At 60.1% G+C, this 23,063-nt stretch carries 17 protein-coding genes and 6 pseudogenes; 16 read left to right on the forward strand and 7 right to left on the reverse strand.

Features of this window, described 5'->3' with window-relative positions; genetic code table 11:
• The first annotated feature begins 432 nt into the window (after positions 1-432).
• The 11 genes and pseudogenes from C2L65_RS42835 to C2L65_RS47410 form a co-directional block, all read left to right on the forward strand.
• Complete coding sequence (locus tag C2L65_RS42835; protein ID WP_042314592.1) at positions 433-2,760, forward strand: DUF3141 domain-containing protein; 2,328 nt, start codon at positions 433-435, stop codon at positions 2,758-2,760.
• A gap of 92 nt (positions 2,761-2,852) precedes the next feature.
• Positions 2,853-3,124, forward strand: a pseudogene (locus tag C2L65_RS42840) (phosphate acetyltransferase); the annotation flags it as partial.
• Positions 3,118-3,237 (forward strand): annotated as a pseudogene (locus C2L65_RS42845) (enoyl-ACP reductase FabI); the annotation flags it as partial. The pseudogenes C2L65_RS42840 and C2L65_RS42845, both read left to right, overlap by 7 nt.
• Before the next feature lie 23 nt (positions 3,238-3,260).
• Positions 3,261-3,515, forward strand: coding sequence for an RNA-binding protein (locus C2L65_RS42850; RefSeq protein ID WP_042314594.1), 255 nt, complete (start codon positions 3,261-3,263; stop codon positions 3,513-3,515).
• A gap of 17 nt (positions 3,516-3,532) precedes the next feature.
• Positions 3,533-4,561, forward strand: coding sequence for a hypothetical protein (locus tag C2L65_RS42855; protein WP_052427003.1), 1,029 nt, complete (start codon positions 3,533-3,535; stop codon positions 4,559-4,561).
• Positions 4,562-5,117: 556 nt separating this feature from the next.
• Positions 5,118-5,249: a hypothetical protein gene (locus C2L65_RS47150; RefSeq protein ID WP_255221906.1), complete on the forward strand. Its 132-nt coding sequence runs from the start codon at positions 5,118-5,120 to the stop codon at positions 5,247-5,249.
• Between the two features lie 517 nt (positions 5,250-5,766).
• Positions 5,767-6,648 (forward strand): polyphosphate kinase 2, encoded by an 882-nt coding sequence (gene ppk2 / locus C2L65_RS42865; protein WP_081921391.1) that lies wholly within the window; start codon positions 5,767-5,769, stop codon positions 6,646-6,648.
• 284 nt (positions 6,649-6,932) lie between these two features.
• Positions 6,933-7,808, forward strand: coding sequence for an NAD-binding protein (locus C2L65_RS42870; RefSeq protein ID WP_233446767.1), 876 nt, complete (start codon positions 6,933-6,935; stop codon positions 7,806-7,808).
• 796 nt (positions 7,809-8,604) lie between these two features.
• Positions 8,605-10,326, forward strand: coding sequence for a SulP family inorganic anion transporter (locus tag C2L65_RS42880; RefSeq protein ID WP_042314596.1), 1,722 nt, complete (start codon positions 8,605-8,607; stop codon positions 10,324-10,326).
• Positions 10,327-10,515: pseudogene (locus C2L65_RS47405) on the forward strand (hypothetical protein); the annotation flags it as partial.
• Positions 10,516-10,965: 450 nt separating this feature from the next.
• A pseudogene (locus C2L65_RS47410) lies at positions 10,966-11,193 on the forward strand (DUF4158 domain-containing protein); the annotation flags it as partial.
• Between the two features lie 130 nt (positions 11,194-11,323).
• Here C2L65_RS47410 and C2L65_RS42890 read toward each other — a convergent pair.
• The 3 genes and pseudogenes from C2L65_RS42890 to C2L65_RS42900 all read right to left on the reverse strand — a co-directional run bounded on the left by C2L65_RS42890 (position 11,324) and on the right by C2L65_RS42900 (position 14,701).
• Positions 11,324-12,994, reverse strand: coding sequence for an FAD-dependent oxidoreductase (locus C2L65_RS42890; protein ID WP_081921383.1), 1,671 nt, complete (start codon positions 12,992-12,994; stop codon positions 11,324-11,326).
• A gap of 443 nt (positions 12,995-13,437) precedes the next feature.
• Positions 13,438-13,785, reverse strand: a complete 348-nt coding sequence (locus C2L65_RS42895; RefSeq protein WP_233446768.1) for a universal stress protein — start codon at positions 13,783-13,785, stop codon at positions 13,438-13,440.
• Between the two features lie 80 nt (positions 13,786-13,865).
• Positions 13,866-14,701: pseudogene (locus tag C2L65_RS42900) on the reverse strand (universal stress protein).
• Between the two features lie 194 nt (positions 14,702-14,895).
• On the opposite strand from C2L65_RS42900, the gene C2L65_RS46925 reads away from it, so the two are divergent.
• On the forward strand, positions 14,896-15,075 hold the full coding sequence (locus C2L65_RS46925; protein WP_042314598.1) for a hypothetical protein: 180 nt from the start codon (positions 14,896-14,898) through the stop codon (positions 15,073-15,075).
• Between the two features lie 893 nt (positions 15,076-15,968).
• Here C2L65_RS46925 and C2L65_RS42910 read toward each other — a convergent pair.
• Positions 15,969-17,114 (reverse strand): annotated as a pseudogene (locus C2L65_RS42910) (IS630 family transposase).
• Positions 17,115-17,849: 735 nt separating this feature from the next.
• On the opposite strand from C2L65_RS42910, the gene C2L65_RS46930 reads away from it, so the two are divergent.
• From C2L65_RS46930 to C2L65_RS42935, 4 genes are all read left to right on the forward strand, one after another.
• The gene (locus tag C2L65_RS46930) at positions 17,850-19,058 is read left to right on the forward strand and encodes an ATP-dependent helicase (protein ID WP_042314600.1); all 1,209 of its coding nucleotides are present in this window, start codon (positions 17,850-17,852) and stop codon (positions 19,056-19,058) included.
• Between the two features lie 326 nt (positions 19,059-19,384).
• Entirely contained in the window at positions 19,385-19,936 is a 552-nt protein-coding gene (locus C2L65_RS42925; protein WP_042314601.1) for a hypothetical protein, read from the forward strand.
• 189 nt (positions 19,937-20,125) lie between these two features.
• A complete protein-coding gene (locus C2L65_RS42930; protein ID WP_081921385.1) occupies positions 20,126-20,425 on the forward strand; it encodes an immunity protein Imm33 domain-containing protein in 300 nt (99 codons plus the stop codon).
• Positions 20,426-20,507: 82 nt separating this feature from the next.
• The gene (locus tag C2L65_RS42935) at positions 20,508-20,783 is read left to right on the forward strand and encodes a hypothetical protein (RefSeq protein ID WP_042314614.1); all 276 of its coding nucleotides are present in this window, start codon (positions 20,508-20,510) and stop codon (positions 20,781-20,783) included.
• Positions 20,784-20,904: 121 nt separating this feature from the next.
• On the opposite strand, the gene C2L65_RS42940 is transcribed toward C2L65_RS42935, so the two are convergent.
• From C2L65_RS42940 to C2L65_RS46360, 3 genes are all read right to left on the reverse strand, one after another.
• A complete protein-coding gene (locus C2L65_RS42940; RefSeq protein ID WP_156132391.1) occupies positions 20,905-21,348 on the reverse strand; it encodes a hypothetical protein in 444 nt (147 codons plus the stop codon).
• A 237-nt stretch (positions 21,349-21,585) separates the two neighbouring features.
• Complete coding sequence (locus tag C2L65_RS42945) at positions 21,586-22,032, reverse strand: GreA/GreB family elongation factor (protein ID WP_233446769.1); 447 nt, start codon at positions 22,030-22,032, stop codon at positions 21,586-21,588.
• Positions 21,996-22,367 carry a hypothetical protein gene (locus C2L65_RS46360; RefSeq protein WP_167450372.1) on the reverse strand — a complete coding sequence of 124 codons (372 nt, stop codon included), beginning with the start codon at positions 22,365-22,367 and terminating at the stop codon, positions 21,996-21,998. Before C2L65_RS46360 ends, C2L65_RS42945 begins: the two co-directional genes overlap by 37 nt.
• Positions 22,368-23,063: the final 696 nt, after the last annotated feature.

Consider the following 23,063-nt stretch of genomic DNA (forward strand, 5'->3'; position numbering starts at 1 on the left):
AAGCGAAACAAAGTGGAAATGCTCCGTCTCGCCTGAAACGCTATCTGAAGCCGACCGCCTGCGAACGCTCGCGAGAGATATTCGCCAGAGTGGACGTAAGAGGCGCTGTTTCGCCCGCACGAGGTTGAGCCCGTCTTTGCCTCCGGTCATCGGTGTGCAGTTCGGCCCCAATCTTTCTTTCGTCAAGCGTGGCGCCTTTCGACAACTACGTGTCAGTCGCAGCCGTTGTTCTATCTCCGATAGTGTATCGGTCGATCAAAAGTGACAAAATCATCATCAACATTGATCTACGTCAAAAGAGATCAATGCCGCGCGAGTATGCTGCACGAGTTGCATGCGTATCGGTGCGAGCACGCACGGTCGGGCCCGCGAGCAGACAGCGGGGCGGTCGCGGGCGCGGCCTCAATCAATGTCGAAATGGAGGACGGTGTCATGGACGCAGCCACGCAATTGGCGCGCAGTCAGGAAATTGCCGGGAATATCGCGCACGTGCTGGAAAAGCGCACGCAGAACGCACTGGAGCAATACGGGAAACGGTTGCGCGCAGCCGTCGATGGCGACGCCAGCCGCGACCACAACCTGTTCGCAGCGCAACTCAATCCCCTGAGCGCATGGCATTACGCTGTCGACGTCGCGCAGCGCTCGCTCCTGTTCTGGGATACGATGCGCGTGCGCGGCACGCAATACGTCGAACGCACTGCGCAAGAGCTCAAGCCCGCGCTCCATTTCGACTATGACGTCGTGCTCGATGGCAGGCATTTCGCGCGCCCTGTCAATTACGCGCTGCTCTACATCAAGCCGCCCGAAGGCGTGATCGTCGACGAAAAAAAACGGCCCTATCTGATCATCGATCCGCGCGCGGGTCACGGCCCGGGCATTGGCGGCTTCAAGGACGATTCGCAGGTTGGCGTCGCATTGCGTGCGGGCCATCCCGTTTACTTCGTCGTGTTCTTCCAGAACCCCGAACCCGGCCAGACACTGCTCGACGTATGCGCCGCCGAACAGGAGTTCGTCAAGAAAGTGCGTGCGCTGCATGCCGACAGTCCGAAGCCGGCGATCATCGGCAACTGCCAGGGCGGCTGGGCCGCGATGATGCTCGCGAGCTCGTCTGTGGAAGACACTGGCCCCATCGTCATCAACGGCGCGCCCATGTCGTACTGGAGCGGCGCTTGGAGCGAAGGCGCAGGCGACAATCCGATGCGCTATGCGGGCGGGATACTGGGCGGCACGTGGCTCGCGTCGTTTTCATCCGATCTCGGCAACGGCAAGTTCGACGGCGCGTATCTCGTGCAGAACTTCGAGTACCTGAACCCGGCCAACACGTTGTGGGACAAGTACTACCGCGTGTACGACAACATCGACACAGAGCCGCCGCGCTTTCTGGAGTTCGAGCGCTGGTGGGGCGGCTACTACCTGATGAACCGCGGAGAGATCGAGTGGATCACGCGCAATCTGTTCATCGGTAACAAGCTCTGGTCGGGCGAAGTGCGCGGTGGTTCGGGCAAGGCGTTCGACCTGCGAGATATCCGCTCGCCGATCATCCTGTTCGCCTCGATGGGCGACAACATCACGCCGCCGCAGCAGGCGTTCAACTGGGTGGCCGACCTCTATGGCAGCACCGAGGAAATCAAGGCTCGCGGCCAGGTCATCATCGGACTGATGGACGAGGATGCCGGACATCTTGGCGTTTTCGTGTCGGGCAAGGTGGCGAAGAAGCAGCATGCGCAAATCGTCAACGTGCTCGAGGCAATCGAGACGCTCGCGCCGGGGCTCTATGCGATGTTGATCGACGAGGTGAACGGCGCCCACGGGACGGTCGCATACGAAGTGACATTCGTTGAGCACCGTCTCGAGGAGATCGCGCAGCATTTCAACCGGTTCAAGCGCGAGGACGAAAAGCCCTTTGAGGCCGTAGCCCAGCTTTCCGAATTCAACCAGCGCGCTTATGAATTGTTCGTGCAGCCCTACGTGCAGTGGACGTCGAACGAGACCACTGCGCGGTTCTTGCGTGAATTTCATCCGCTACGCTTCCAGCGCTGGGCATTTTCGGACCGGAATCCGTGGCTTGCCTGGCTGCGCCCGGCGGCCAACGCGGTCAAAGCCAACCGGCAGCATGCCGACGATATCGAGCCGTGGCGCAAGCTCGAACATCGCGGCTCCGAGATCATCAGCGCCTCGCTCGACCACTACAGGGCGATGCGCGATGCCAGCGCCGAGTCGCTGTTCTTCAGCGTCTACACCAACCCCTTCCTGCTCCACTTCGCGGACCGGTATCGCGATCGCGAGGCAACCGCGTCCATGGTTACTAACCCGCGCGAACTGCCTTTCGTGAAGGAGGCGCTCGCGTCGATCGGGCTGGGCGGCTACGACGAAGCGGTCGCGCGCGCGGCTTTCCTGCTTGGGCGCAGCGGGGAGCCATTGCCGCTTGCCCGACTTGCGACGCAGCGTGAACTGGTCGAAGCCTACGCCGAGTATCTGCCCAGCTTGCCACCCGATCAGTGGCGGCGCATTCGCGGCGAACAGGAGCTCATCGCAACTTACGAGCCGCAGCAGGCGATCGCGACGCTTCCGGTGCTGCTCGCCAAACCGGAAGACCGCAAGCGGCTGCTGACGTTGCTGGACAGACTGCTGGCCGACGCGCGCGTGCAAAGCGTGCCGCCGACCGCGCAGCAATGGGAGGCGTTGCAACGCATTCGCGCGGTGCTCGGTGCGTCACCCGCGGCACGGCCTGTTGCGGTGCTTGAGCACACGCCGTCGTGAGCGCGCCCGTCTTTTCTGTAATGGAACCATCCATGTAACCCAAACACGCGAAGTATCACCGGCTCATTGCCCGTTGTCAGACGCTGGCCCCGATGCCACGGCCGTCGTCCATCCATGCGACAGGAGCTCGCTGGAAGGCGCAGTGGAAGCGGCGCAGAGAGGCCTGATCGTGCCGATCCTCGTCGGGCCGCGCGGGCGGATCGAATCGGTTGCCGCGGAGTACAAGCTTTCGATCAGCGATTATCAGATCGTCGAGGCGCTGCTCAGTTAGGCTCCGGCAGCCGCGGCCGTGCAACTGGTGCGCGAGGGCAAGGCCGAGGCGCTGATGAAAGGCAGCCTTCACACCGATGAGCTCATGGCGAGCTGGTCGACATCATGGACGCCGGCTACACCTGCGCGAAGCCCGCCACGGCCTACGCGCGGCGGGTTTCGCGCGAAACGCTGTATGTCGACGGCGGCGTCAACATCATGGCCTGACCTGGCCTTGGAAAGGAAACACCATGGCTGAGCTTTTACTCGGTAATGTCGAAGAAAGCGTGTCTGACGAGGAACTCAGTGAGTTCCTGCAGAGATACGGATTCCCTGCGTTCGATTCGATCGAGCGCGTGCCCGCAGGAAGCGGAAGTCCCATCGCGCTGCTCAGGTTCAGCGACCTCTCGCCAGAGGCACTGAACCTGCTCCGGTCGAGGATTCACAACATGTTCTGGAAGGACCACACGATTAGTGCGCAGATCCTGCCGGAAAGGGAAGATTGAGCCGCAAGGAGGCGCCCATGAGCATTCTGGACAGGCTGTTTCATCGCGAGTGCATATCGGAGAAGAGCGCCCCGGGTTCCGCGCAGGTGAATGACGCCATTGAGCGCATTGCAACACTGAGTCCGCAGTTGCGGCTCGCGGAGCGCTATCAGGAGCGCCTCGCGGCTGCGGTCAGGACTTCGCTCGACTACGTCGGGGCATTGGTGAACGACATGCCGCCGGCACGCGAGGCGAGCGCATCCGCCTGGACGACGGACCCGTATATTCAGGCCTTTTTCGCAACGCCGGAAGATGTGCCGGGTGCCTTGAGTCAATCGACTGAGCTGCGTACGCATTTCGATGCCAACCCCGTGGCAAACGAGGCCTTCGCCGTGCTCGGTATGGCGATGACCGAACGGCGGACGTTCGGTGTCGCGCAACATGGATCGACGGCGCGCACCGACGTGCAGCGAACCACCGTGAGCTTCAGCGATCACCGGGCACGCGTGTGCGCCAGCACGGAGCAGACGCTTCGAGAGGAGATCGTGCGCCGTGTGGTGGATCAGCTCGTGCTCGTGGGCCTCGAGCGAATTGGCGCGGACGCGTCGCGCCGCGACGAGCTGGAGCAGGAGCGTGCGCTGCTCAAGACGCGCCTCGCGCTGCTGCAGCGGCAGGGCAGTGGGATGAGCGCCATATTGGGTGCGGAGCCATTGTCCGGTCTCGTGGAGCTGGCGCGCCTGCAGACGCAGATGGAAGAAAACGACGCGGAGCTGGCGCGTCTGGGACTCGCGACCGAGGCGATCGACCGCCGGCTGAAGATCATTGCTGATGTGCTCAATTCGCCCGCGGAACACCTGCATGTACTCAAGAGGGAACTGCGGCTCGATCGCATGAACGTGATCGTGGAAAACGGGTACGCGCGCGAGGGCACAACGATCGAATTGAGGCTCGCGAGCGTGCCAGAAACAGCGGGTGCCATGCGGGCCTTTGCGCTGGTGAAATTTGCCCGCTCCGATCTACTGCCGGCGCCGAGCATGGTCGATGAGGAGAGAAAGTTCTTGATCTGACGACGCCACGAACGCTCGCCGCGCGCACGCTCGGCATGGAAAATCATGGCCGTCTGCGACATCTCCGTGATTCCAGGACGTCGTCGCCTTGCTCCGAGCGGAATGCGCTTGCGCGAGTCATCACGAATGCGTGGATGCATCGCGCGGCGCTGTAGCGGTCCTGTTGATTGGAGTCAACGACGTGACAGGCGCCGTGCGCACTGGAACCGGCTTGCCCACCGAGGCAGCGTGCGGCGCTGCTCGTGCAAAGGTACCACCGGGTAAAGCCCGAGTTGCTCTTGAGCCGGCCCAGATGCACGGGATGCGCGCGCCGCGTTTCAACTCGGAGTTGGCTCCGCAGTGAGCCAACGGCGGAATTGCGAACGGCTGACGGGGGCGTTGCCCGTACATCCGGATGCTTTGCCATCCGATGGGTTCCACCCCAACTGGTTGGCATACCAGCATTGGGCAACACAACTGACCGGGCGAATCAGGGAACTCGAATCGCATCAGTCGTCCATTGGCTACTGACTTGAAAAATCTCCGCAGACCCACGACAGACTTCTCGAGGCTATCCATGCATAACGAATACTTTCACATCAGCAACGAATTCGGCATCGCACATCTCCAGCTGAACCGTCCCGACCGGCTCAATACGATGGGCCCGGCGTTGATGCGCCGCCGTGCCGCTCCGAAGATCGCAACCTGACGAGGCTATCGATGCCCTATTCAATTGAATCGACCGTCCGCGACTTGCTCGGTAACGACACAACGAAAGCGATCATCGAACAGCATTTACCCGGGTTCTCGTCCTAAGAGCCGAGCTATATATACCCGATTTCGTCGGCAAACCTGAGTACCGTGGTTGCAGGCGTCACGTAGCGGCCTCCTGGTTGGTCCGTGGAATTCGGTAGGCACGGTTCAATCGACCAAGCTCACGATGTATAGGTCTACGTATCGTGAAGCGTTTGATTTATATCAATCAATTCAATTGGGTCATGTGCCAACCTGCAAATCAAACTAGGCGAATGTTAGAGAGAAAGCAAGCGCTCGATGCGTGCGTGCCGGCGATTGGCAGGCTCGTGGCGCTCATCTCATACGATGTCGTCGGGTTGATCTGGTTCTACGTCGCTGTCACCGGTCGCATAGCCCGGACGCTCGGGGACGACGAGATTGCTATAGGGTGCGCAGATGGCGGGATAGCCGCATTTTCAGGGAGAGAAGCAATGCACGACATTCCGAAAGAAGCAAAGAACGGCGATTCTAAGCCTGGGGGTAAGCTCAGCAGCAACGCGTATTTGAAGGAGCTACGCCGGCTCCACGGCGAATTGGTCAAGATGCAGGAATGGGTCGTGCATAGCGGCGCGAAGATCTGCGTCGTATTCGAGGGACGCGACGGCGCGGGCAAGGGCGGAACAATCAAGGCGATCACCGAGCGCGTTAGCCCGCGCATTTTCCGAGTCATCGCGCTGCCCGCGCCCACCGACCGCGAAAAGAGCCAGATGTACATGCAACGCTATGTTCCGCACCTGCCGGCGGCCGGCGAGGTCGTGATTTTCGACCGCAGCTGGTACAACCGCGTGGGCGTGGAGCGCGTGATGGGCTTCTGCACTGAGCGCGAAGTGCAGGAGTTCCTGTTTGCGACGCCGCTAGTCGAGCGGGCCATCATTGATTCAGGGGTTATCCTGGTCAAGTACTGGCTGGAAGTGAGCCCCGAGGAGCAGACCCGGCGCCTCGAAGCCCGCATTTACGATGAGCGCAAGGTCTGGAAGCTCTCGCCGATGGACGTCGAATCGTATCGGCGCTGGTACGACTATTCGAAGGCGCGCGACGAAATGTTCGCGAAGACTGACACCGAATTTTCACCATGGTATGTCGCGCGCTCCGACGACAAGAAGCGTGCCCGGTTGAACATCATCAGGCACCTGCTTAGCAAGGTGCCTTACGAGAGCGTGCCGCGGGAACACGTGAAATTGCCGCGGCGGCAGAACGCGGGAGACTACCGCGAACCGGACTATCCGTACAGGTTCGTACCCGTCACCGCGGAGGGCACCGAGGAGCACGCCCGAAAATCCCCTGCGAAGACAAAGGCCAAATCAGCCCGCTAGACCCCTCCTGGCCGGTCGGCTTCGCCTATGGGTTCGCAAGCGAATTCATAGGCGAATGAGGGGAATGCGCGGGCATTTGTCCAGCAGTGTTGCACTCCGGCTTGCCTGAGAAATTCTGAGCAATGCCGCATTTCATCCGGCGGGGAACGGGGATTTCCAAACACTGGCTGAAAATGCCGATGACGCGCGCTCGGATGCGCCCTATGACGCGTCGACGCGTAGGACTAAGGTCCAGTTGCGCTGGCGTGCGGGAGTGACATGATGCAATCGGGAACGTAGGACGGATGGAGAGCATGTTGTGCGAGCGTGCTTCCACCGAACAATTGGAACTGCGATTCGAAGAACGGTTTCGAGGAACGATCGGGATGTACCGAATCGAAGAACCCCGGCTTGGCGGGCTGCGTATCAAGGAATGGCGGCGCCGCGCGCACCTGGCGGTTGGGCTATTGTTTCTGGTGCTGCTGGGATCGACGCTGGGGATTGGGTTGCTCGACCACTCGGATGCGCCGTTGACCACAAAAATGTTTACGGCCTTCTGGGATGCGGTCAATCTTGTCACGACCCTTGGCGATTTCTCGGACTTCAATTCGGACCAGAAGGTATTCATGCTGGTCGCCATACTTGCAACAATGGTGGTTGCCGGCTATGCGTTGCGCCAGCTGACGGGGATGCTGTCGGGCGACGACGTGATGGTCTTCTGGGAGAACAGGGCAATGGAGCACAAGCTGGAAACGCTGAGCAACCATGTCGCGGTCTGCCCGTTTGGTTTGGTCGGCCAGTTGGTCGCCGCCCGTCTGCGAGATGCGGGAGTGACCGTGCTCGTGCTGGAAGCCGACGTAAAGCGGGCTGAAAAAGCATCCGGACTGGGATACATGGTCATCCTGGGCGATCAGAATTCGTTCGACGACGTACTCGAGCGTGCCAGGCTGGATACTGCCAGTGCGCTGTTCGTGACGGGCGACGATCCGAACAGCAATCTGGAGATCACACTGGTGGCGCACACGCTCAACTCGGGGCTCCAGATCGTGGTGTCAGGTGAAAACGATCTGCGCAGGATGTTGCTCCAGAGGGCCGGCGCTTCGACCGTCATCGACCAGAACGACATCGTTGCGCACGCCATGGTCGGGCAGATCAATGCGCGGCGGGCACAACAGACATGAAGCCGGTGCTCGACAAGCGCTATCTGCTGGTGGTCCGCCGCCTGTCCCGGCGCGGTTACGCATCTGCTCCACCGGCTGGCCTCAGGGTTTCGGGGTAACGTACGGCAATGTGGGCGCCCGACTGTTCGCCGTGATGTCTTGGACTAGCTCACTGCCCGCCACGAAGGAAGTTTCACTCGGGAGTCGACCATGCGAGTGGACACGCTGCAGCCGGTTGGCGGAGGCGAGCAGGCCGGATCTGGGCCCCTCCGGCCTTCAAAGACCATTTTTCGGGAGCGGAGCCCCGCAAGCCTTGCAAGAATCCGCGTAAGAAGTGTCCGCGCAACTTGCGCGGTAGCTGTCAACCACCTGGCAACCGTCTGGACCCGGTCCATCTGATGCTGGGAGTCGACGAGTGGCGACTGCCGAAACTGTCCCGTTGCGTCAAAGGCACATGGTCCAGTCTCCCCTCACGCGCTCCGGGGATCCCTCCGGGATCAGCGGATATCTCGGCAAGAGCGACGTCTTCGACGAGGACGTCGCTACCTTTATGTTCGTATGCTCCTACCAGACCGAAGCGGAGCATGACGCGCGCAAGCGCGCGATCCCCAACGCAGAGTTGGAGACTGTTATCGGCGAGTCGGGATGAATCGTAGTGCAGGAGGCTGCGCAGGCTACATGCCCGCTTGAAGAGAGCAACGCTCTATCGACGATGGCACGGTCTCCTCCGACGCCAGATTCGCAGACGCATCCGGTATCAATGGGGCGACCTGCGCACGATCTGGGGATTTGATGACAATAGGGAGTCCGTGTAACTATGGGAAACGATTCATCAACACATTCGATTGGCGGCTTTCGCATCCCAGTGCTGGAGTGGGTCCGCGATTATCAGAAGGAGTGGATCAAGCCGGATATCATTGCCGGTGTGACCGCTGCGGCGGTCGTTCTTCCGAAGGCCTTGGCATATGCGACAGTCGCGGGGCTGCCCGTGCAGGTCGGGCTGTATACGGCCTTCCTTCCGATGGTGATCTACGCGTTCCTGGGATCGTCGCGGCCGCTCAGCGTGAGCACCAGCGCAACGATCGCCATCCTCGCCGCAGCGGCCCTCGCTCGGGTGGTCCCGGGTGGAGCGACGGCAGACCTGCTGACAGCCTCTGCAACACTGACGTTACTGGTCGGGGCCATCCTCACGCTCGCCGCACTCCTGCGGCTGGGATTCGTTGCCAACTTCATTTCCGATCCTGTGCTGACCGGATTCAAGGCCGGTGTCGCGGTCGTCATCGTGCTGGATCAGTTGCCGAAGCTGCTTGGCATTCACTTTCCCAAGGGTGCGTTTTTCCACAACGTGCTGGCCACCGTCACGGGTATTTCACACGCGTCAGCGGCTACAGTCGCTGTGGGGGCGATTACGGTGGGCATTCTGTTGGCAATCGAGCATGTCTTTCCACGGGCACCCGCGCCGCTGATCGCGGTGGCGTGCGGGATCGGCGGCGTGAGCCTGCTCGGCCTGCAGTTTCACGGGGTCGACATTGTCGGCCATGTACCGACGGGCTTCCCTTCCGTCACCATGCCGGACCTGTCGCTTGTCGCGTCGCTTGGGCCAGCTGCCGCCGGCATTGCACTGATGAGCTTTACCGAAACGATCGCGTCCGGGCGAGCGTTCGTTGCGAGCGAAGAACCTGCGCCACAGGCGAATCGGGAGTTGCTGGCGATCGGTCTTGCCAATGTGGGCGGCGCGCTGCTGGGCTCCATGCCGGCGGGCGGAGGAACGACCCAGACGGCCGTGAACCGTCTTGTGGGCGCCCGCAGCCAGCTTGCCGAACTGGTCACGGCTGCCGTCACGCTGGGCACGATGCTGTTGCTTGCGCCCTTCATCGGACTGATGCCGCACGCCACGCTGGCAGCGGTTGTTATCGTCTATTCGATCGGCCTGATCAAGCCCTCGGAATTTCGCGCGATTGTCGCTGTGCGACGCACAGAGTTCGTGTGGGCGCTCGTTGCGGTCTCCGGCGTCGTGCTCTTCGGGACCCTTCTGGGCATCCTGATCGCCATTGTCGTGTCGCTCCTGGCGCTTGCTTACCAGACGTCCGATCCACCGGTATATGTGCTGCGCCGCAAGCTTGGCACGAACGTGTTCCGCCCTGTATCCGCGGAGCACCCCGACGATGAGGCTTTTCCCGACCTCCTGTTGTTGAGGCCGGAAGGGCCAATTTTTTTTGCCAACGCCGAGCGCGTCGGCCAGAAGATCCGCACGCTGATCGAGCAAACTCATCCCCACATCGTTGTGCTCCATTTGCGCGCCGTATTCGATCTTGAGTACACGGCGCTCAAGATGCTGATGGGAGCGGAAAAGGAGTTGCGCAAGCAAGGCATAACGCTCTGGCTCGTGGGTCTCAACCCGGGCGTACTGGCAATGGTGCAGCATTCACCGCTCGGCGAGACGCTCGGGCGCGACCGGATGTTCTTCAATCTGGATCGGGCGGTCGCGGCATGGCAGGCGCAGCAACCACCGGGGGCCGTGCGGGGATCGACGCCCTGAGTTCGCCATCTGGTGCCGCTCCCTGCCGCGCATGCGCTGCTCAGTCGCGCGTCAGTGAGACGACTGCCGACTTATGCGAAAACCGACCTGTCGCAGTTGCGCGCCCTTGGTCGCGATAACGCTTGCTTTAGGTGTCCGGCATCGATTGCGGCTATGGCGGCGGCAAGGTGTTTGATGGCGTCTCCATGACAGTGGGCGGGGAGAGATAGTCGCGTTGATCGATCGCAATGGTGTGGGCAAGACCACGCTGATGCGTGCGCTGACTCCGCCTGGCGCAGCTGAGTGGTCGGCTATTTTCCGGTGCTGCGATGGTAGACGTCTGCAGCTGCTCATTCACGCTCATGACGATCCGGCCTTTGCCCCATGACGTAGCAGCGGGTAGCGACGCTTTCTCAGATTCGTGAGTTGCAACGGCTGCTGACAAGAACACGATGGAGGTGGAAATTGCCCCGCTCGTCGACCTTTGTCTGAACCACAACCTGCTCGCACACGCTGATCGGCAGGCAGTCTCCGGCTCGGCACATCACCTGGGCGATTAGCTTACCGCGCAAGCGTCGCGACGGCCGAAGCAACGATCCAGCCAGATGAGCTTTCATCGGTGAGCTCCGCACGGTTCAACTTATCGAGCGCGATGGGACACTGACAGGTCCCTTACCTTGCATCCGGCAGATCCCTCGCGAACTCAGGGAGTTCGCGCTTGCGACATTTTTCACCTTCTCAACGAAGGAGCGTGTGCTTATCCAGGCGCGTCGCGGCGACCTGTACCCGCTCGCCGTCGCGCTCCACATCGGGTTTATCCGGATGAGCGGCCGCACGCTCGACGCCTACAAGCAAGTTTCCAAAGTGTGGTTGCGTCGCGCAGCACGATCAAGCCCTAGTCGAGGTGCTCGATGAGCGGTCCAAGGTGATCGCTGATTACTATGGATAAGAGCGGCGCCAATCTGGCCGCGCTGGAAGCGCTCGACGTGGACCAGCACACTGACCAAGGTCCGGCAGATCAACCTCGCGCCCCGGTCCCGAGCGAGTCCGCTCCGATGTTCGCGAGCAACGCATGAATTTGTGCGACGACGGCCGCCCCCTCACCGACCGCGGTCGCCACGCGCTTCATCGAACCGGCCCGTGCATCGCCGACCGCGAATACGCCTTCCACACTTGTCATCAGATTGACAGCTGTCGCGTCCCCGGCACGCCGCCGCTCGCCCGCAGGGACCGCCGCGCCGGTCAGCACGAACCCGTGCGCATCGAGTTTGACGCCGCAGGTGCGCAGCCAATCGGTATTGGGATCGGCGCCCGTGAAGAGGAACAGATGCTGCACGTCAAGACGCGTGGCGCCGCCTTCGAGCGGCGCTTTCAGCACAACCGACGCAAGCCCGGCGGCATCCCCCTCGAGCCGCTCGACTTCGGTATGCGGATGCACCGTCACGTTCGGCAAGCCGGCGATGCGATCGATGAGATAGCGTGACATCGTCGCCTCAAAGCTGTCCCTGCGAATCAGAACATGCGCGTGCGTCGCGTGCCCCGCGAGAAAGACGATGGCTTGACCTGCCGAATTGCCGCCGCCCACGAGCGCTACCTCGGCGTCCTTACACATGCGAGCTTCAAGCGGCGAGGCCCAGTAGTAGACGCCGCGCCCTTCGAAGTAATCGAGGCCCGCGATGACCGGCCGCCGATAGATCGCGCCGCTCGCAATGACCACCGTGCGCGAGCGCATCGAGCCGCCGCCGCGCGTGTCGAGCGAATACGGCTGCTTGCCGCAATGCAGCGCCGTCACTTCCACGGGAATGGCAATGTGCGCGCCGAACTTGTTGGCTTGCGTGAACGCGCGGCCCGCGAGTTCCTGGCCCGAGATGCCCGTCGGAAACCCAAGATAGTTTTCGATTTTGGCGCTTGCACCGGCCTGCCCGCCGAACGCTCGACAATCGAGCACAAGCACGGACAGCCCTTCTGATGCGGCATAGACGGCCGCGGCGAGCCCCGCGGGACCGGCGCCAACGATCGCGACGTCGTAGACCTGCGACGCGTCGAGGTCGGACAGGTACCCGAGCGCCATGGCAAGCTGCGCGTCGCTCGGCGAGCGCAGAATTGTGCCGTCGGGGCATATCGCGAGCGGCAAATCGCCGCGCGCCACGCCAAGCTGCTCGATGAGGAGGCGCGCTTCGCAGTCCGTGGCTGCATCGCGAACGCTGTGCGGATGTGCGTTGCGGGTGAGAAACACGCACAGGTCGTGCAGCCGTGCGTCGTGGCTGTGTCCGATTAGCATCGGCCCCGCACCCGCTTCGATGGCCGCAATGCGCCGCAGGATAAGCGTACGCAGGATACGCCCGCCGAGCTCCGCCTCGCTGTTGATGAGCGCGCGCAACTGGTCCGGCGGAATCACGAGCCCGTCAATGGGTTCGAGCGCAGCGACATCGACAATCGCGTGCTGGCCCGACAACTGACCGACGTCCCCCACGAAATGGCCCACGCAGTGCTCAGCCACAACCTCGGACCGGCCGAGCCCATCCCGGCGCGCTACACTCGCTGCACCGCTCAGCATGAGGATCAGCCCGGGCACGGGGTGCCCAGCCTCGATCAGCATTTCGCCCGCCATCCAGTGGCGGGGAATGCCAAAGCGCCGCACGCGTTCCATTTCATCCGCTGTGAGGGCATAGAGCAACTTATTCAGCATTTCGCCCGTGGCCCAGTGGCGGGGGGTGCCAAAGCGCCGCACGCGTTCCGTTTCATCCCAAGTGAAGGGAAAAAGCCTGTCGTGACGCGTGCTATCGATCTGGTATCGCTGCGGGGTTCTTCAGCGGAATCGTAAATCATCATGCAACTCCAGAGAAGGCAGCAAGGCGTCGAACCGCCGGATGAGCACGGTCCTGCTTTCGCGATTTCCAGGCGCCTGGAAATCGCCTTCAATACGGAGCGAGGGAGCGAACCCTCCCACCATACGCTCATTCTTTGCTAGCCGAGAGTCGGGCGCTCGCGAAGAACACTTCGTGCGTCCTATTCCTCATGGGAGTTCGGGTCGAAGGCCTGCCACCGCCGCTTGTCGCACTAAAAGTACGTCATCGAACGCAAAAGGGGCGAGCACTGGCGTGGTCCTGAAGCACAAGCGCGAGTTCGGTGTCAGAAATCGCCCGAGCGGTAACAGGTTGTGGGCGGACCATGCGCCGGAATCCCCGTCGTCCCATGCGTGCCCATGACGATCAGGTCGGCTTGCCATTCGTTTGCCGTTGCATTGATGCGATGCGCGACGTCCTCGCCAAGCGGCGAGCCTTCGACGACACGCGGCGTGCCCGTCACGCCTCGCTTTGCCAATCGGGCGGACGCGTCGGTGGTGATGCGCTTGCCTTCTTCCTCGAAAGCGTCCCGGATGATCGACGAGTCGAAACCGGGTGCGTAATAGGCGATCATGGGTACGTCGATCACGTACAGTGGCAGGAGTTGTGCTCTGTGTTCGGCAGCGAGCTTCAACGCGGTATCAAGCGCGCGCGAAGCGGTGGCGTTGCCATGAACGCGACGAGTATGCGGTTATACATGGCAATCCTCTGGAACTAATGTGACAGCAACACGGGTACAGTCATCGATCTGAGTATCATGCGCGTGGCGCCCCCCAGCACCAGTTCATGCAGAGGGGTATGCGCGTATGCGCCCATCGCGATCATGTCGCAACCCGAGTCGGCCGCCTGCACAACAGCACTTCCCCGATTGGCGCGTCACGGTCGGCGTTGACCTCGCGGACATCGACCTTCACGTCATGACGTGCCAGCGTCAACGCGATGTCGGTACCCGGAATGCGATCGCTGGACGGCTCGTTCCGTGTCGCGTTGACCGTGAGCAGTGTGACGTTCGCGGCAAGTGACAAAAGGGGCATAGAGTCATGGACGGCGCGGGTGGCTTCGCGGCTGCCATCCCACGCCATCAGCACGTGCTTTCCGCATTCCGTGAATGAGCCACTCGACGGGACGACAAGCACAGGGCGTTCCGCCGCCATGATCAGGTTCTCGACGAACTGTTCGGCAATGAATGTCTCGGGTCGTTCAGATCCGTCTGTCCCGCCACGCAGATCCGCAAGTCGCGCATGCGGCGGCATCACGTCGTTCGCGTAGCCGGTCGCCGCGATCCACTGTCCTTCAACCTTCGCGCGCGCCAGCTCGGTATAAAACAGGCGTTCCGGCGCGGCAGAGTGTTCCTGGCGTTGACGCTCATGTTCAACGTAGTAGCTGGACGTGCCGGCCATGATAAAGAGGGGATGCGGGTCTGGAACGTAGGTCGAAAAGACGCCCGTGAGCCGTGTATTGAAGCGATGCGCAAGCTGCAACGCCAGTTCGAGCCGCGGGTGCGCGTGGGTACTCGTATCTAGGTGAACAAGGATGTTCGTGTAACCCATTGCCATTGCTCCAGAAGAGAAACAGATGGACGGGCGAAGGCCCGCGGCGCTCACCCCGCTAGACCTGGCCGGATGCGGCATGGCACGGGGAGCGCCTGCACGAGCCGGGCTGGCACGACCCCGATGCACTGCTGCTCGCCGTCACGCTAGGCGGCGAAGAGCCCGGCTAGCCTGCGCTGCACGCGGTGTTCAACATGGACGATGCCGCGAGCACGGTCCAGCTGCCTGCGCCCGACGGGCGGCGCCGGCGGCGTATCGTCGATACCGCTCTCGAGAGTCCGCATGACATCGTGCAACCTGAGCCGGCCGCCTTCGAGAGCGATCAATGTCGCGTGGATGCGCGCAGTGTCGTGGTTCTGGAAGAGGAGGGCTGAACGCAGACGCGGGAATCGCGGACGAGGCGGCTGGAGTTGCGACGCTTTTCTATGCGCACTCACATGCGGCAGCTTGCCTGTTGGCCTCGACAGAAGGCCTCCTGCTCATCCCGTCTATGGCGGAAAGGCGTTGGCGGGCCTGGTGTTAGGAGGCACAGGCGCGCAGTCGTCAATGGTGATGCTGCGAGTTATCACCGTTGAAAACAGGCTGGAACATTGCCCCTCAGATGAAGGCCATTGGGCTTCGAAGAAGGTCGAAATGAGCCAGCTATAGCTTTCAGATCGTTAAACTTGAGTTTCTGGGGAGTCGTGACCTACAGTGATGGAGGCGCGGCGCGCAAAAGTATCACTTCCGCTTCGCTGCCTCGCACTCATCGTTATACAGGTAGGATCTGCCGGGCGATCAGGCGATGCACCACAAAAGGGGGTGTCCAATGAAGCCACTAAACGTCCTTGTCTCCGCTGCGGCTGCGGTGTGCGCGGTGAACGCTGCATTCGCGGATGATGTTTGCAAGTCCGGCGAGAGGAAGGTTAATGTTAATGCCCCCTGTATGCCGGAGAAACTTGTTGATTACCTAGACTGCCTCCAAGAGAGCGGCAGCGGAACAGTAGAGTTCAAAAGCAGGGAGGGGAGTGATAACTCATCTTCCTTGCAAATTACTTTTGGTGGTAAGGCATCGGGTGTCATTGTAAAAAGAGACGCTGGCGGCCAATATAGCAGGTCCGAAGCCGCGAAGGCTACACGAGAGCTTGAAGCAAAACTAGATCCAAGTTTAACGGCCCGTTGCGAAAGGGTCATTCGGCATTGAGCAACGGACGCCAAAGCTCTGCCATGTCCCATTCAAAGGGAACGTACGAAACCTAGTAGATCGTTTCACCAAAGACGTTACATATTAAGCGACGCCGAGATCAACCTTGTTCCAGCGTAAGACAACTGATGAGGCATTGAATTCCTCGATGCCCCTCAGAATGCGTTCCTTCAGTTCATCGATCGGTTTGACTCGGATGTGGCGCAGGAAAGTGCGGGCCATCTTAGAGAAGACACTCGATCAGATTGAGCCAGGAGCCATGTCTGGATGTGTGAACGTACTCCAAGCGCTCCGGGGCGCGCGGCGAGATACGCCATGGTCTCCTTGGAGATGTGGGCCGAATGGTTGTCCAGCACCACGCGAATGATGGCCACGCTCGAATAGTACTCGTCCAAGGCGCATGAGCCGCGCGATGAACTCCACACTGCGGTGGCGCTCCTCGACGTTGGCGAAGATCTGACACGAGTGCAAGTCGATGCCGGCGAAGATCGATACAGTGCCCCGACGGACATACTCATAGTCGCGCCCTACGGTTGATGCCTTGCCCGGTACCGGAGGCAGATCCGGTGCGGTCAATTCGGTCGCCTGAACACCCGGCTTCTCATCGACGCTGACCGTGTAGATGGGGTTGGGTCGCGCGTCATGAACGGAGCTCTCCTGGTAGATCGAGACATCCTGGTAGACCATTACGACTTCCTCCATCTTGCGGTCGAACTCGGGTCCCGTTTTTCCAGGTAGTAGCGAATCTTGTGGGGCTTGATCTCGTTCTCATTGAGGATGCGCCACACGGTGCTTTTGCCTGTGAATCGCACAGGTCAGGCGAGCGAAGCCAGCGGCCTCGGCTCCTTCAGACACAAACCTCGCCAGTGCGGAGACGCTCCACAACTCGGCCGCCGAGCCATGATCCTTGGGCTTGGTGCACGCGATGCTCACCACCCAGGCGTTGGCTTCATCGGTAATCTCGGGTTCATGGGGCCGGTGGTACTTGTCTTTCAAACCCGTCTGCACGCCTGCTGCCAGCGCCTTGTCAACGCTGCGATAGATCATCAGACGACTGAACCCGAGCTGGCGTTGCGGCTCCGTAATTGAAGTGTCCGCGGCGTAGCCCGACAGCACCTTCGCCCGTTCGACTTCACGCGCGGGCGCTGTCCTTGAGCCAGCAAGTTCCTTGAGCGTCGTCGTCTGCTTCGGTGTAAGCACCAGCGCCGCACGTTTGGACTTCCTCGCCATCGTCACGTCCATCAAGAGTTACGAACGAAACGAGGCTATTATCGCTCATTTAGTAACTGTATTGATGGAACGAACTACTACGTGGGCGAATTGATTTGACATAAACGGAGTCGTCACCCGTTGACGGACCTTCTCGGTGACGCACAACACACAACAAAAAATTGCTAATTTGTTATTATGTAATATAAAGGAATCCTGATTAATGCTTCTCGGCAGACTAACCTGTGAGTGAATTCCACACCTCAACGCACTGCGTACCCGCAAGCGCGGGGAAGTGATCGCCAGAAAGAACAGGCCGTACGTGATCGCCCGTACCATTCCTTCTCCATTTCAGGGATGCGGTGCCACGGGAGTCGTCGGGCGTCCCGATGCAACGCAAGGGTCGCTGCATCTGACGACTTCAGTGCGTCCTTCGACACGGCAGACATTCGAGGACGAACATGCAGTCCGGGACAGACAGAAGATTCTTTCACGGATGAATCGCAGGCCAGCGTTTGCACGATACGGCGTCAACAAGCGTCGCGCAGACGGGTTGCAAAATCGCAGAAGGAGTTCAGAATCCCCGTCCGACGCGGGCAGACTCGTCTTCGATCTGGATCACGATGGGCGCACCGTCACGGTAACGCAAGAATCGAGTGACGTCTGGGCTGGGTGCCTTAAACTGGCGCTCGCGCACACTGCGATGACGTCTATCAAGCCGGCAGCGCTGTTCGCGGATATCTGGCGCATCAACTAATGCAGTCGCTGATCGACTACTTGGAGGCAGCGCCTCTGAAGGACGGGCAGAAAGTCTTGGCGTTGACGTTCATGCATGGCTCCCGCCGGCGCCTAGAAGAGCGGCTGGGGCAATTGCAAACTCTGAAGAGACGAGCAGATTGCTCGACGATCGACAGTTTTGCTTGGCGCTTGGTTCGGAGGTGGTTGTCTCTTGCTGCCACGCTCGGATTTGCCGACATTGAACCGAACCAGTATGAACGGGTGTGCGATGCAGCTGGCGCGCTTTTGCAGATCAAAGAGGTTTGCGGCTGGGTGGCAGCCTCCTTCCCCGTCCTCTTAGTGGATGAAGCGCAAGACATGACCGCAAACCGCCTTCGTCTTGTGGAAGGATTGGCCAGTCGACTGGAGGTCTTTGCCGCAGCCGATGAGTTTCAATGCCTCAATGAGGAACTGCGCCCAAACCCCGCGTGCGCATGGCTCGCTCAGGTGTGTGATGCGGAAGAGCTCACTCAACCGCGACGCACAAATATAGCAGAGCTAATGGATGCTGCCGCTGCAATTCGCAAAGGTGAACCTCCCAAGTCGGGGAAGGCATTCGCGGTCGCATTGACTCCGAAGCCGCCACTCGCGGGTGCTTGGCTTAATGGGAATCTGGGCTGGTATGGCGGAGGCAAGAGCGTCGCCGTGATCACACCTACCTTGGGGACGTTCGCGCAGGCGACTGTGACATGGGCCGCTCAGAACAAAACGACAAGAGGATCGGGTCCGTATTCGATACTGTGGGAGGAGTCGGAGTCAAAGGCTGCCACCAGCTTCCTTGACAAGATCGCTCTTCAGGACATGAACGACATCCCGTCGGTAATCGCTCTTCTCACTGCTACGGGTGACTTACGAGCTACGCAAGACCTCGCTGATTGGATGGACACGCAAAGACGAACTCTGGCCAAGACCGCATTTTCCAACGAGGAGATTGAAAAGGCGATCGAGCAAGGATTCGCTCAGCGACGTCGAGTACGAAAGGGTGAAGGAAGCGGCTGGAGGGGCATGACGGTTCATGGCGCAAAGAACCGCGAGTTTGACAACGTTATCGTCCTATGGCCAGCCGCCATTGGAGGTAGCGACGATCAAAAGCGCCGGCTCCTCTATAACGCGGTCACCCGCGCGAAAGAACGCTGCCTTGTACTCGTACAGGCTAAGGCCAACCTTGGTCGCGCTCCATTTGCATGAACTTTTGATAGCCGAGTGTCGCTCGCTTTTCCATGCCGACCTCATTGCCGGCGTTGATTACCGCATACTATCGATCGACATATTAGGTGCGGCTAGTTGACAATATCCGTCAAACCGCATGAACACCAGACATTTGCGCATCACGGGTGACGGGCAGTTCTTGGCCGGTAGTACCCGGTCAGATCAGATGCCAGTGAGCAGCCATTGAGGATCTCAACGGCCGCTCCGCGGAGCGGTTCTCGAATTGGAGCTCTCGGCCAGGAAGGGACGTTCGACGGCGACACCGAAATCGTCGACAATCCGGCAATTGACAAAAAGGGGGATATATGTTCGGACTCGGGGACGTTTTTGGCAGCAAACGGCGAGAAACGGCGATGAATGAAAAGCGCTTGGCCTTCTATCTGGGGTATGCATTCAGCCACGCGATTCATGTGCAGCATCTTCTCGCGCCCGGCGAGTTGACCGTCCCGTACGTCGTCTACTGGGATAACGAAACTCCCACACCAGTTCCGTATCCCGCAGCGACGCAACACGAAGCAGTTGCAAACGCGCAGTCAGCCCGAGATCAAGCTACCTCCGGATCGGGATGGTCGTCTGGACGAGAGGGAACCGTCACTCAGAGTAACGGCGCAAAGATGGATGTTCTCGTGATCGAGGGATGGGTGCCAGGACTTGACGTACCGCTCGAAATGTTCGTGTACTACAGACCGGAGCCGTTCAGACTGATTCAAGGATTCTTGTGGAAAGCCCATGCGCAGGCGCGCAAAGACGGCCCATCCTTCATGGCGGAATTCAAGCGCGGCATTCTGGCGCAACCGTTTGGCCAGCAATGCATGGAATGCATTGACAACGCGGAGCGCGTCCAGTTCGTGAGTTGATAGTCGAACATACCGCCGTGTGACGCACGGAGGGCGAACGGCGCATAGACACAGTCCGGCCAAGAGAAGTCGCTCGACACGAGGGCGTAGATTGACGACAATTCGTGGTTTGACGGCCCGTCAAAGTTGACCTACGCCGACCATGTCTGACGACCAAAAAACATTTGCCAGCGATTCGGCGCAGAATACATGCCGCCCGAGGCGAGCCAGAAGGTAGGGATTTCGCTTGGTTCCCTTGGAAATCTGCCGCTTCACGCAGTTCGACTGTCGCCGGAAAACGGTACCAGCGGTTGGTATATTTACGGTGGCGAGTACTCAACCGACGCTGACTTCTATCAGCCGCTTCATGTCGCCCACCTGGATGAGCGATGTCCGAACATTGTCCCTTACTTGGCACTGCCGCCCGGGTGGCGTGTATTGCTTGCGCCGGACTATGAGGATGTCTGGTTCGATGAAGAACTGCTGAAGGATGTCACTGAAGGCCTGTAGCGCCCCAGTTCCGACCATTAGACGCAGCACCTTGAATCGCCGACAATAAGACCTCGTTCAACCCTTGGACCTGCGAACGCTCGTGAGCTACGAATACGACCTTTCGGTACTCTTGCCTCGTCTTACGGGCTCCCTTCGGGAGATACTCGACGCAGAGCTTTCCAGCGGGAATGCTATTGTGGAGATCAGCAGCGGCTGGCCGATGTCAAACGTGAATGTGTGGCTGAAGAACCCCTTGAGCCAGAAGTATGCGACCGAATACCCAAGTCTCGAATATGCGTATCTGGGCGATCCGAGGAATTGGCTGGAGCATTACATTGATATCGAAAGCGGGGCTATGGTCGCGGTGAAATGCTAGCGATCAAATGGGAGTTTGCTACCCTCAAAAGGGCGGAGCGTGTGGACGGTCTCCGGCCACAAGCGGGCAGCGACATCGACGCATGGATCATCGGCAATCCATACCTCGAAGGCACACGGTTTCAGCCTACGTAACCGCCGCGTCCCGCTTTTATGTCCTCGCAAATCGCATCCAAAAGCTCGTCGTAAAACATGCATCGGTAGTGACTACAGTTCCCAAGATGACGCGCGTTGAATCGCTGAAACCAAGATGACTTACCTAGGTCCACCGCTGCAAACCGTGCGCTCCCATTCCAAGGGTTAAATTCCGGCGTGTACGATTCGACTTCCTCGGGTGTGAACATGAAAACCTGTGGCTTCACGAACAGCAAGTGACGCAAATTCTCTGGCGTATACGGCTCGTCGGCGAGAAAGTAGTCCGCAGCAACGATAGCCTGGCCGCTGCCTCTGTAATGAACCTTCATCAGCGTTGGACCACGACCATCATGATAAAAGTGATCTGGCAGTACCGGGCGCATGAGTGGTTGTGGCGTAGACGGTTTACGAAAGCGGTCGAGTAAACCCATAGTTGAGATGTAGGTTGTTAGCGAATCGGTGCTTGCCCGGACTTCTCCTTATGATACCAGGCACTGAAAACACTGCTAACCGCCCGCGTGGAGTGTCCGGTGTGGAGAAAGCCGACAGACCGCTAAGGGTCGTTTTGGTCTTTTCGCCGTCGGCCCGGGGCTGGCGATTTCAGCACGGTCGCTACCCGATGATTGCAACTGCCCGGCTCCCCCCGAGTCGGGGGGTAGCCAAAGGCGTCACTGAGCGAAGTGACGGCTCTCCGGTTGCAGCAGTATCGCTTTGATAACGTAACGAATCTGCACGCCGCTCGGTGGTCGGCACACTACGGTCTGCCCACATCGCGAACCCAAAAGTGAAATGCCGGCGGGCGACAGCACCGACAGATGTCCCATCCGATAGTCCGCCTTGTCGGGATAAGCCAGCGTCCAGCGATGTGTGTCCGCACTGTCGAGTGCCGCGCATTCAATCATCGTGTTCATCGTGACGACGTCAGGCGGTATCTGCTCGGGGGCGACAAGTAAAGCGGTGGCCTCAATCGTCTCCACCATCGCTCGCTGCTGCGGTGTCGCCGTTGGGAGATTGATGCACGCTTTCAGTTGAGCCAGATCGCTTTCGGACACGATGCGCTCATTTTCCGCAAGCGTCTTCATATCAGTGAGAGAACAGGTTTGGGGGAACAGCACGATTGCCTCCGGAAAGAATAAAGATTGCAGATGTCTGAGCATCGGCTGTCATCCCATATCTCCAGCCAGGACTCATCGAGAAAGATCAGCCGTGTGGTCATGCCCGATCGATGCACACAGCGCACGACATCCCGGTTCACGAAGGCGCCGGGACGCTCATCTGAAAAGACCACCTGCATCAGGCGAGCCAGGCGCTGGATGACCTCGGCAAAGCTCGCGTACGTCGAAGGCTTCGCGGCACCGAGCCAGTAGAGTCGTGCTGCTGTCGGATTGCCTGCGTCCCGCAGCACAAAGCGAACAGGTCGCGCGACTGACAGTGAGGTGAGCGTTCGCATGATGACTACTCCCCGCTTCCGCGAGCGGTGTCAGGTCTGCCGTCCATAATGTCGGTACTCATCGCTCGCTCCACCACTTTTTCTAGTCGGTGATCGACCCATATTCTTCCCCATCGTGTCGCATACCCTAGCGCCTCTGCCGCCGTGTAGAAATAGTCCAGGGCGTGAAATTTACATGATGAGGACTCCGACTGTTCAATAACAAGGTCGGCGGCGTATAGATCGGTGTTCGCAGGCCGCGCACGGCCTGAAAGGCGGTAGCCCTTATATGTCGAGCAGTAACCCAATGGGGCGACGTGTCGCGCCTGCGGCGCAGGCCCGTGCATATCTGCAGGCCGTTTTGCGAACTCGATCGCGAGTGTCTTCCGGGCTTGAACAGCCTGCAATGGATGCTTCGCTTGCGTTCTCATGGCTTTCCCAGTTTTCCAGCACGTGGTTAGCCCCGCCGCAATCGCAGCGCGGCAGCAGGCCGCGCGTTAGCAGCGCTACGGGAGGCTGTTGGACGCGACACACGACTGCGCGTTGCTGCGCGCTACTTGTCCTCGCCTGCCAGGAAAGGCGCGAAACAATGGTCGTGTGCCGTCAGGTCTGGTGGGAGGCCCGGCTCTTCGCTCTTATTCGAAGCGCCGGGCGAAGGGAAGTGCTGACTTGTCCGCGGGAAGAACGCGGCTCCGTGTGCGTTTCACAGTCCCCGGG

This window comes from Paraburkholderia terrae, assembly GCF_002902925.1.
In the GTDB taxonomy this organism is placed as follows: domain Bacteria; phylum Pseudomonadota; class Gammaproteobacteria; order Burkholderiales; family Burkholderiaceae; genus Paraburkholderia; species Paraburkholderia terrae.

Coding starts and splice junctions, on each gene's coding strand:
- C2L65_RS42930 (WP_081921385.1), top strand. CDS start 20,126: ATGCCGCCCGAGGCGAGCCAGAAGGTAGGGATTTCGCTTGGTTCCCTT.
- C2L65_RS42850 (WP_042314594.1), top strand. CDS start 3,261: ATGGCTGAGCTTTTACTCGGTAATGTCGAAGAAAGCGTGTCTGACGAG.
- C2L65_RS42890 (WP_081921383.1), bottom strand. CDS start 12,994: ATGCTGAATAAGTTGCTCTATGCCCTCACAGCGGATGAAATGGAACGC.
- C2L65_RS42880 (WP_042314596.1), top strand. CDS start 8,605: ATGGGAAACGATTCATCAACACATTCGATTGGCGGCTTTCGCATCCCA.
- C2L65_RS46360 (WP_167450372.1), bottom strand. CDS start 22,367: ATGCGAACGCTCACCTCACTGTCAGTCGCGCGACCTGTTCGCTTTGTG.
- C2L65_RS47150 (WP_255221906.1), top strand. CDS start 5,118: ATGCATAACGAATACTTTCACATCAGCAACGAATTCGGCATCGCACAT.
- C2L65_RS42940 (WP_156132391.1), bottom strand. CDS start 21,348: ATGGGTTTACTCGACCGCTTTCGTAAACCGTCTACGCCACAACCACTC.
- C2L65_RS46925 (WP_042314598.1), top strand. CDS start 14,896: ATGGACGATGCCGCGAGCACGGTCCAGCTGCCTGCGCCCGACGGGCGG.
- C2L65_RS46930 (WP_042314600.1), top strand. CDS start 17,850: ATGCAGTCGCTGATCGACTACTTGGAGGCAGCGCCTCTGAAGGACGGG.
- C2L65_RS42835 (WP_042314592.1), top strand. CDS start 433: ATGGACGCAGCCACGCAATTGGCGCGCAGTCAGGAAATTGCCGGGAAT.
- C2L65_RS42870 (WP_233446767.1), top strand. CDS start 6,933: ATGGAGAGCATGTTGTGCGAGCGTGCTTCCACCGAACAATTGGAACTG.
- ppk2 (WP_081921391.1), top strand. CDS start 5,767: ATGCACGACATTCCGAAAGAAGCAAAGAACGGCGATTCTAAGCCTGGG.
- C2L65_RS42925 (WP_042314601.1), top strand. CDS start 19,385: ATGTTCGGACTCGGGGACGTTTTTGGCAGCAAACGGCGAGAAACGGCG.
- C2L65_RS42855 (WP_052427003.1), top strand. CDS start 3,533: ATGAGCATTCTGGACAGGCTGTTTCATCGCGAGTGCATATCGGAGAAG.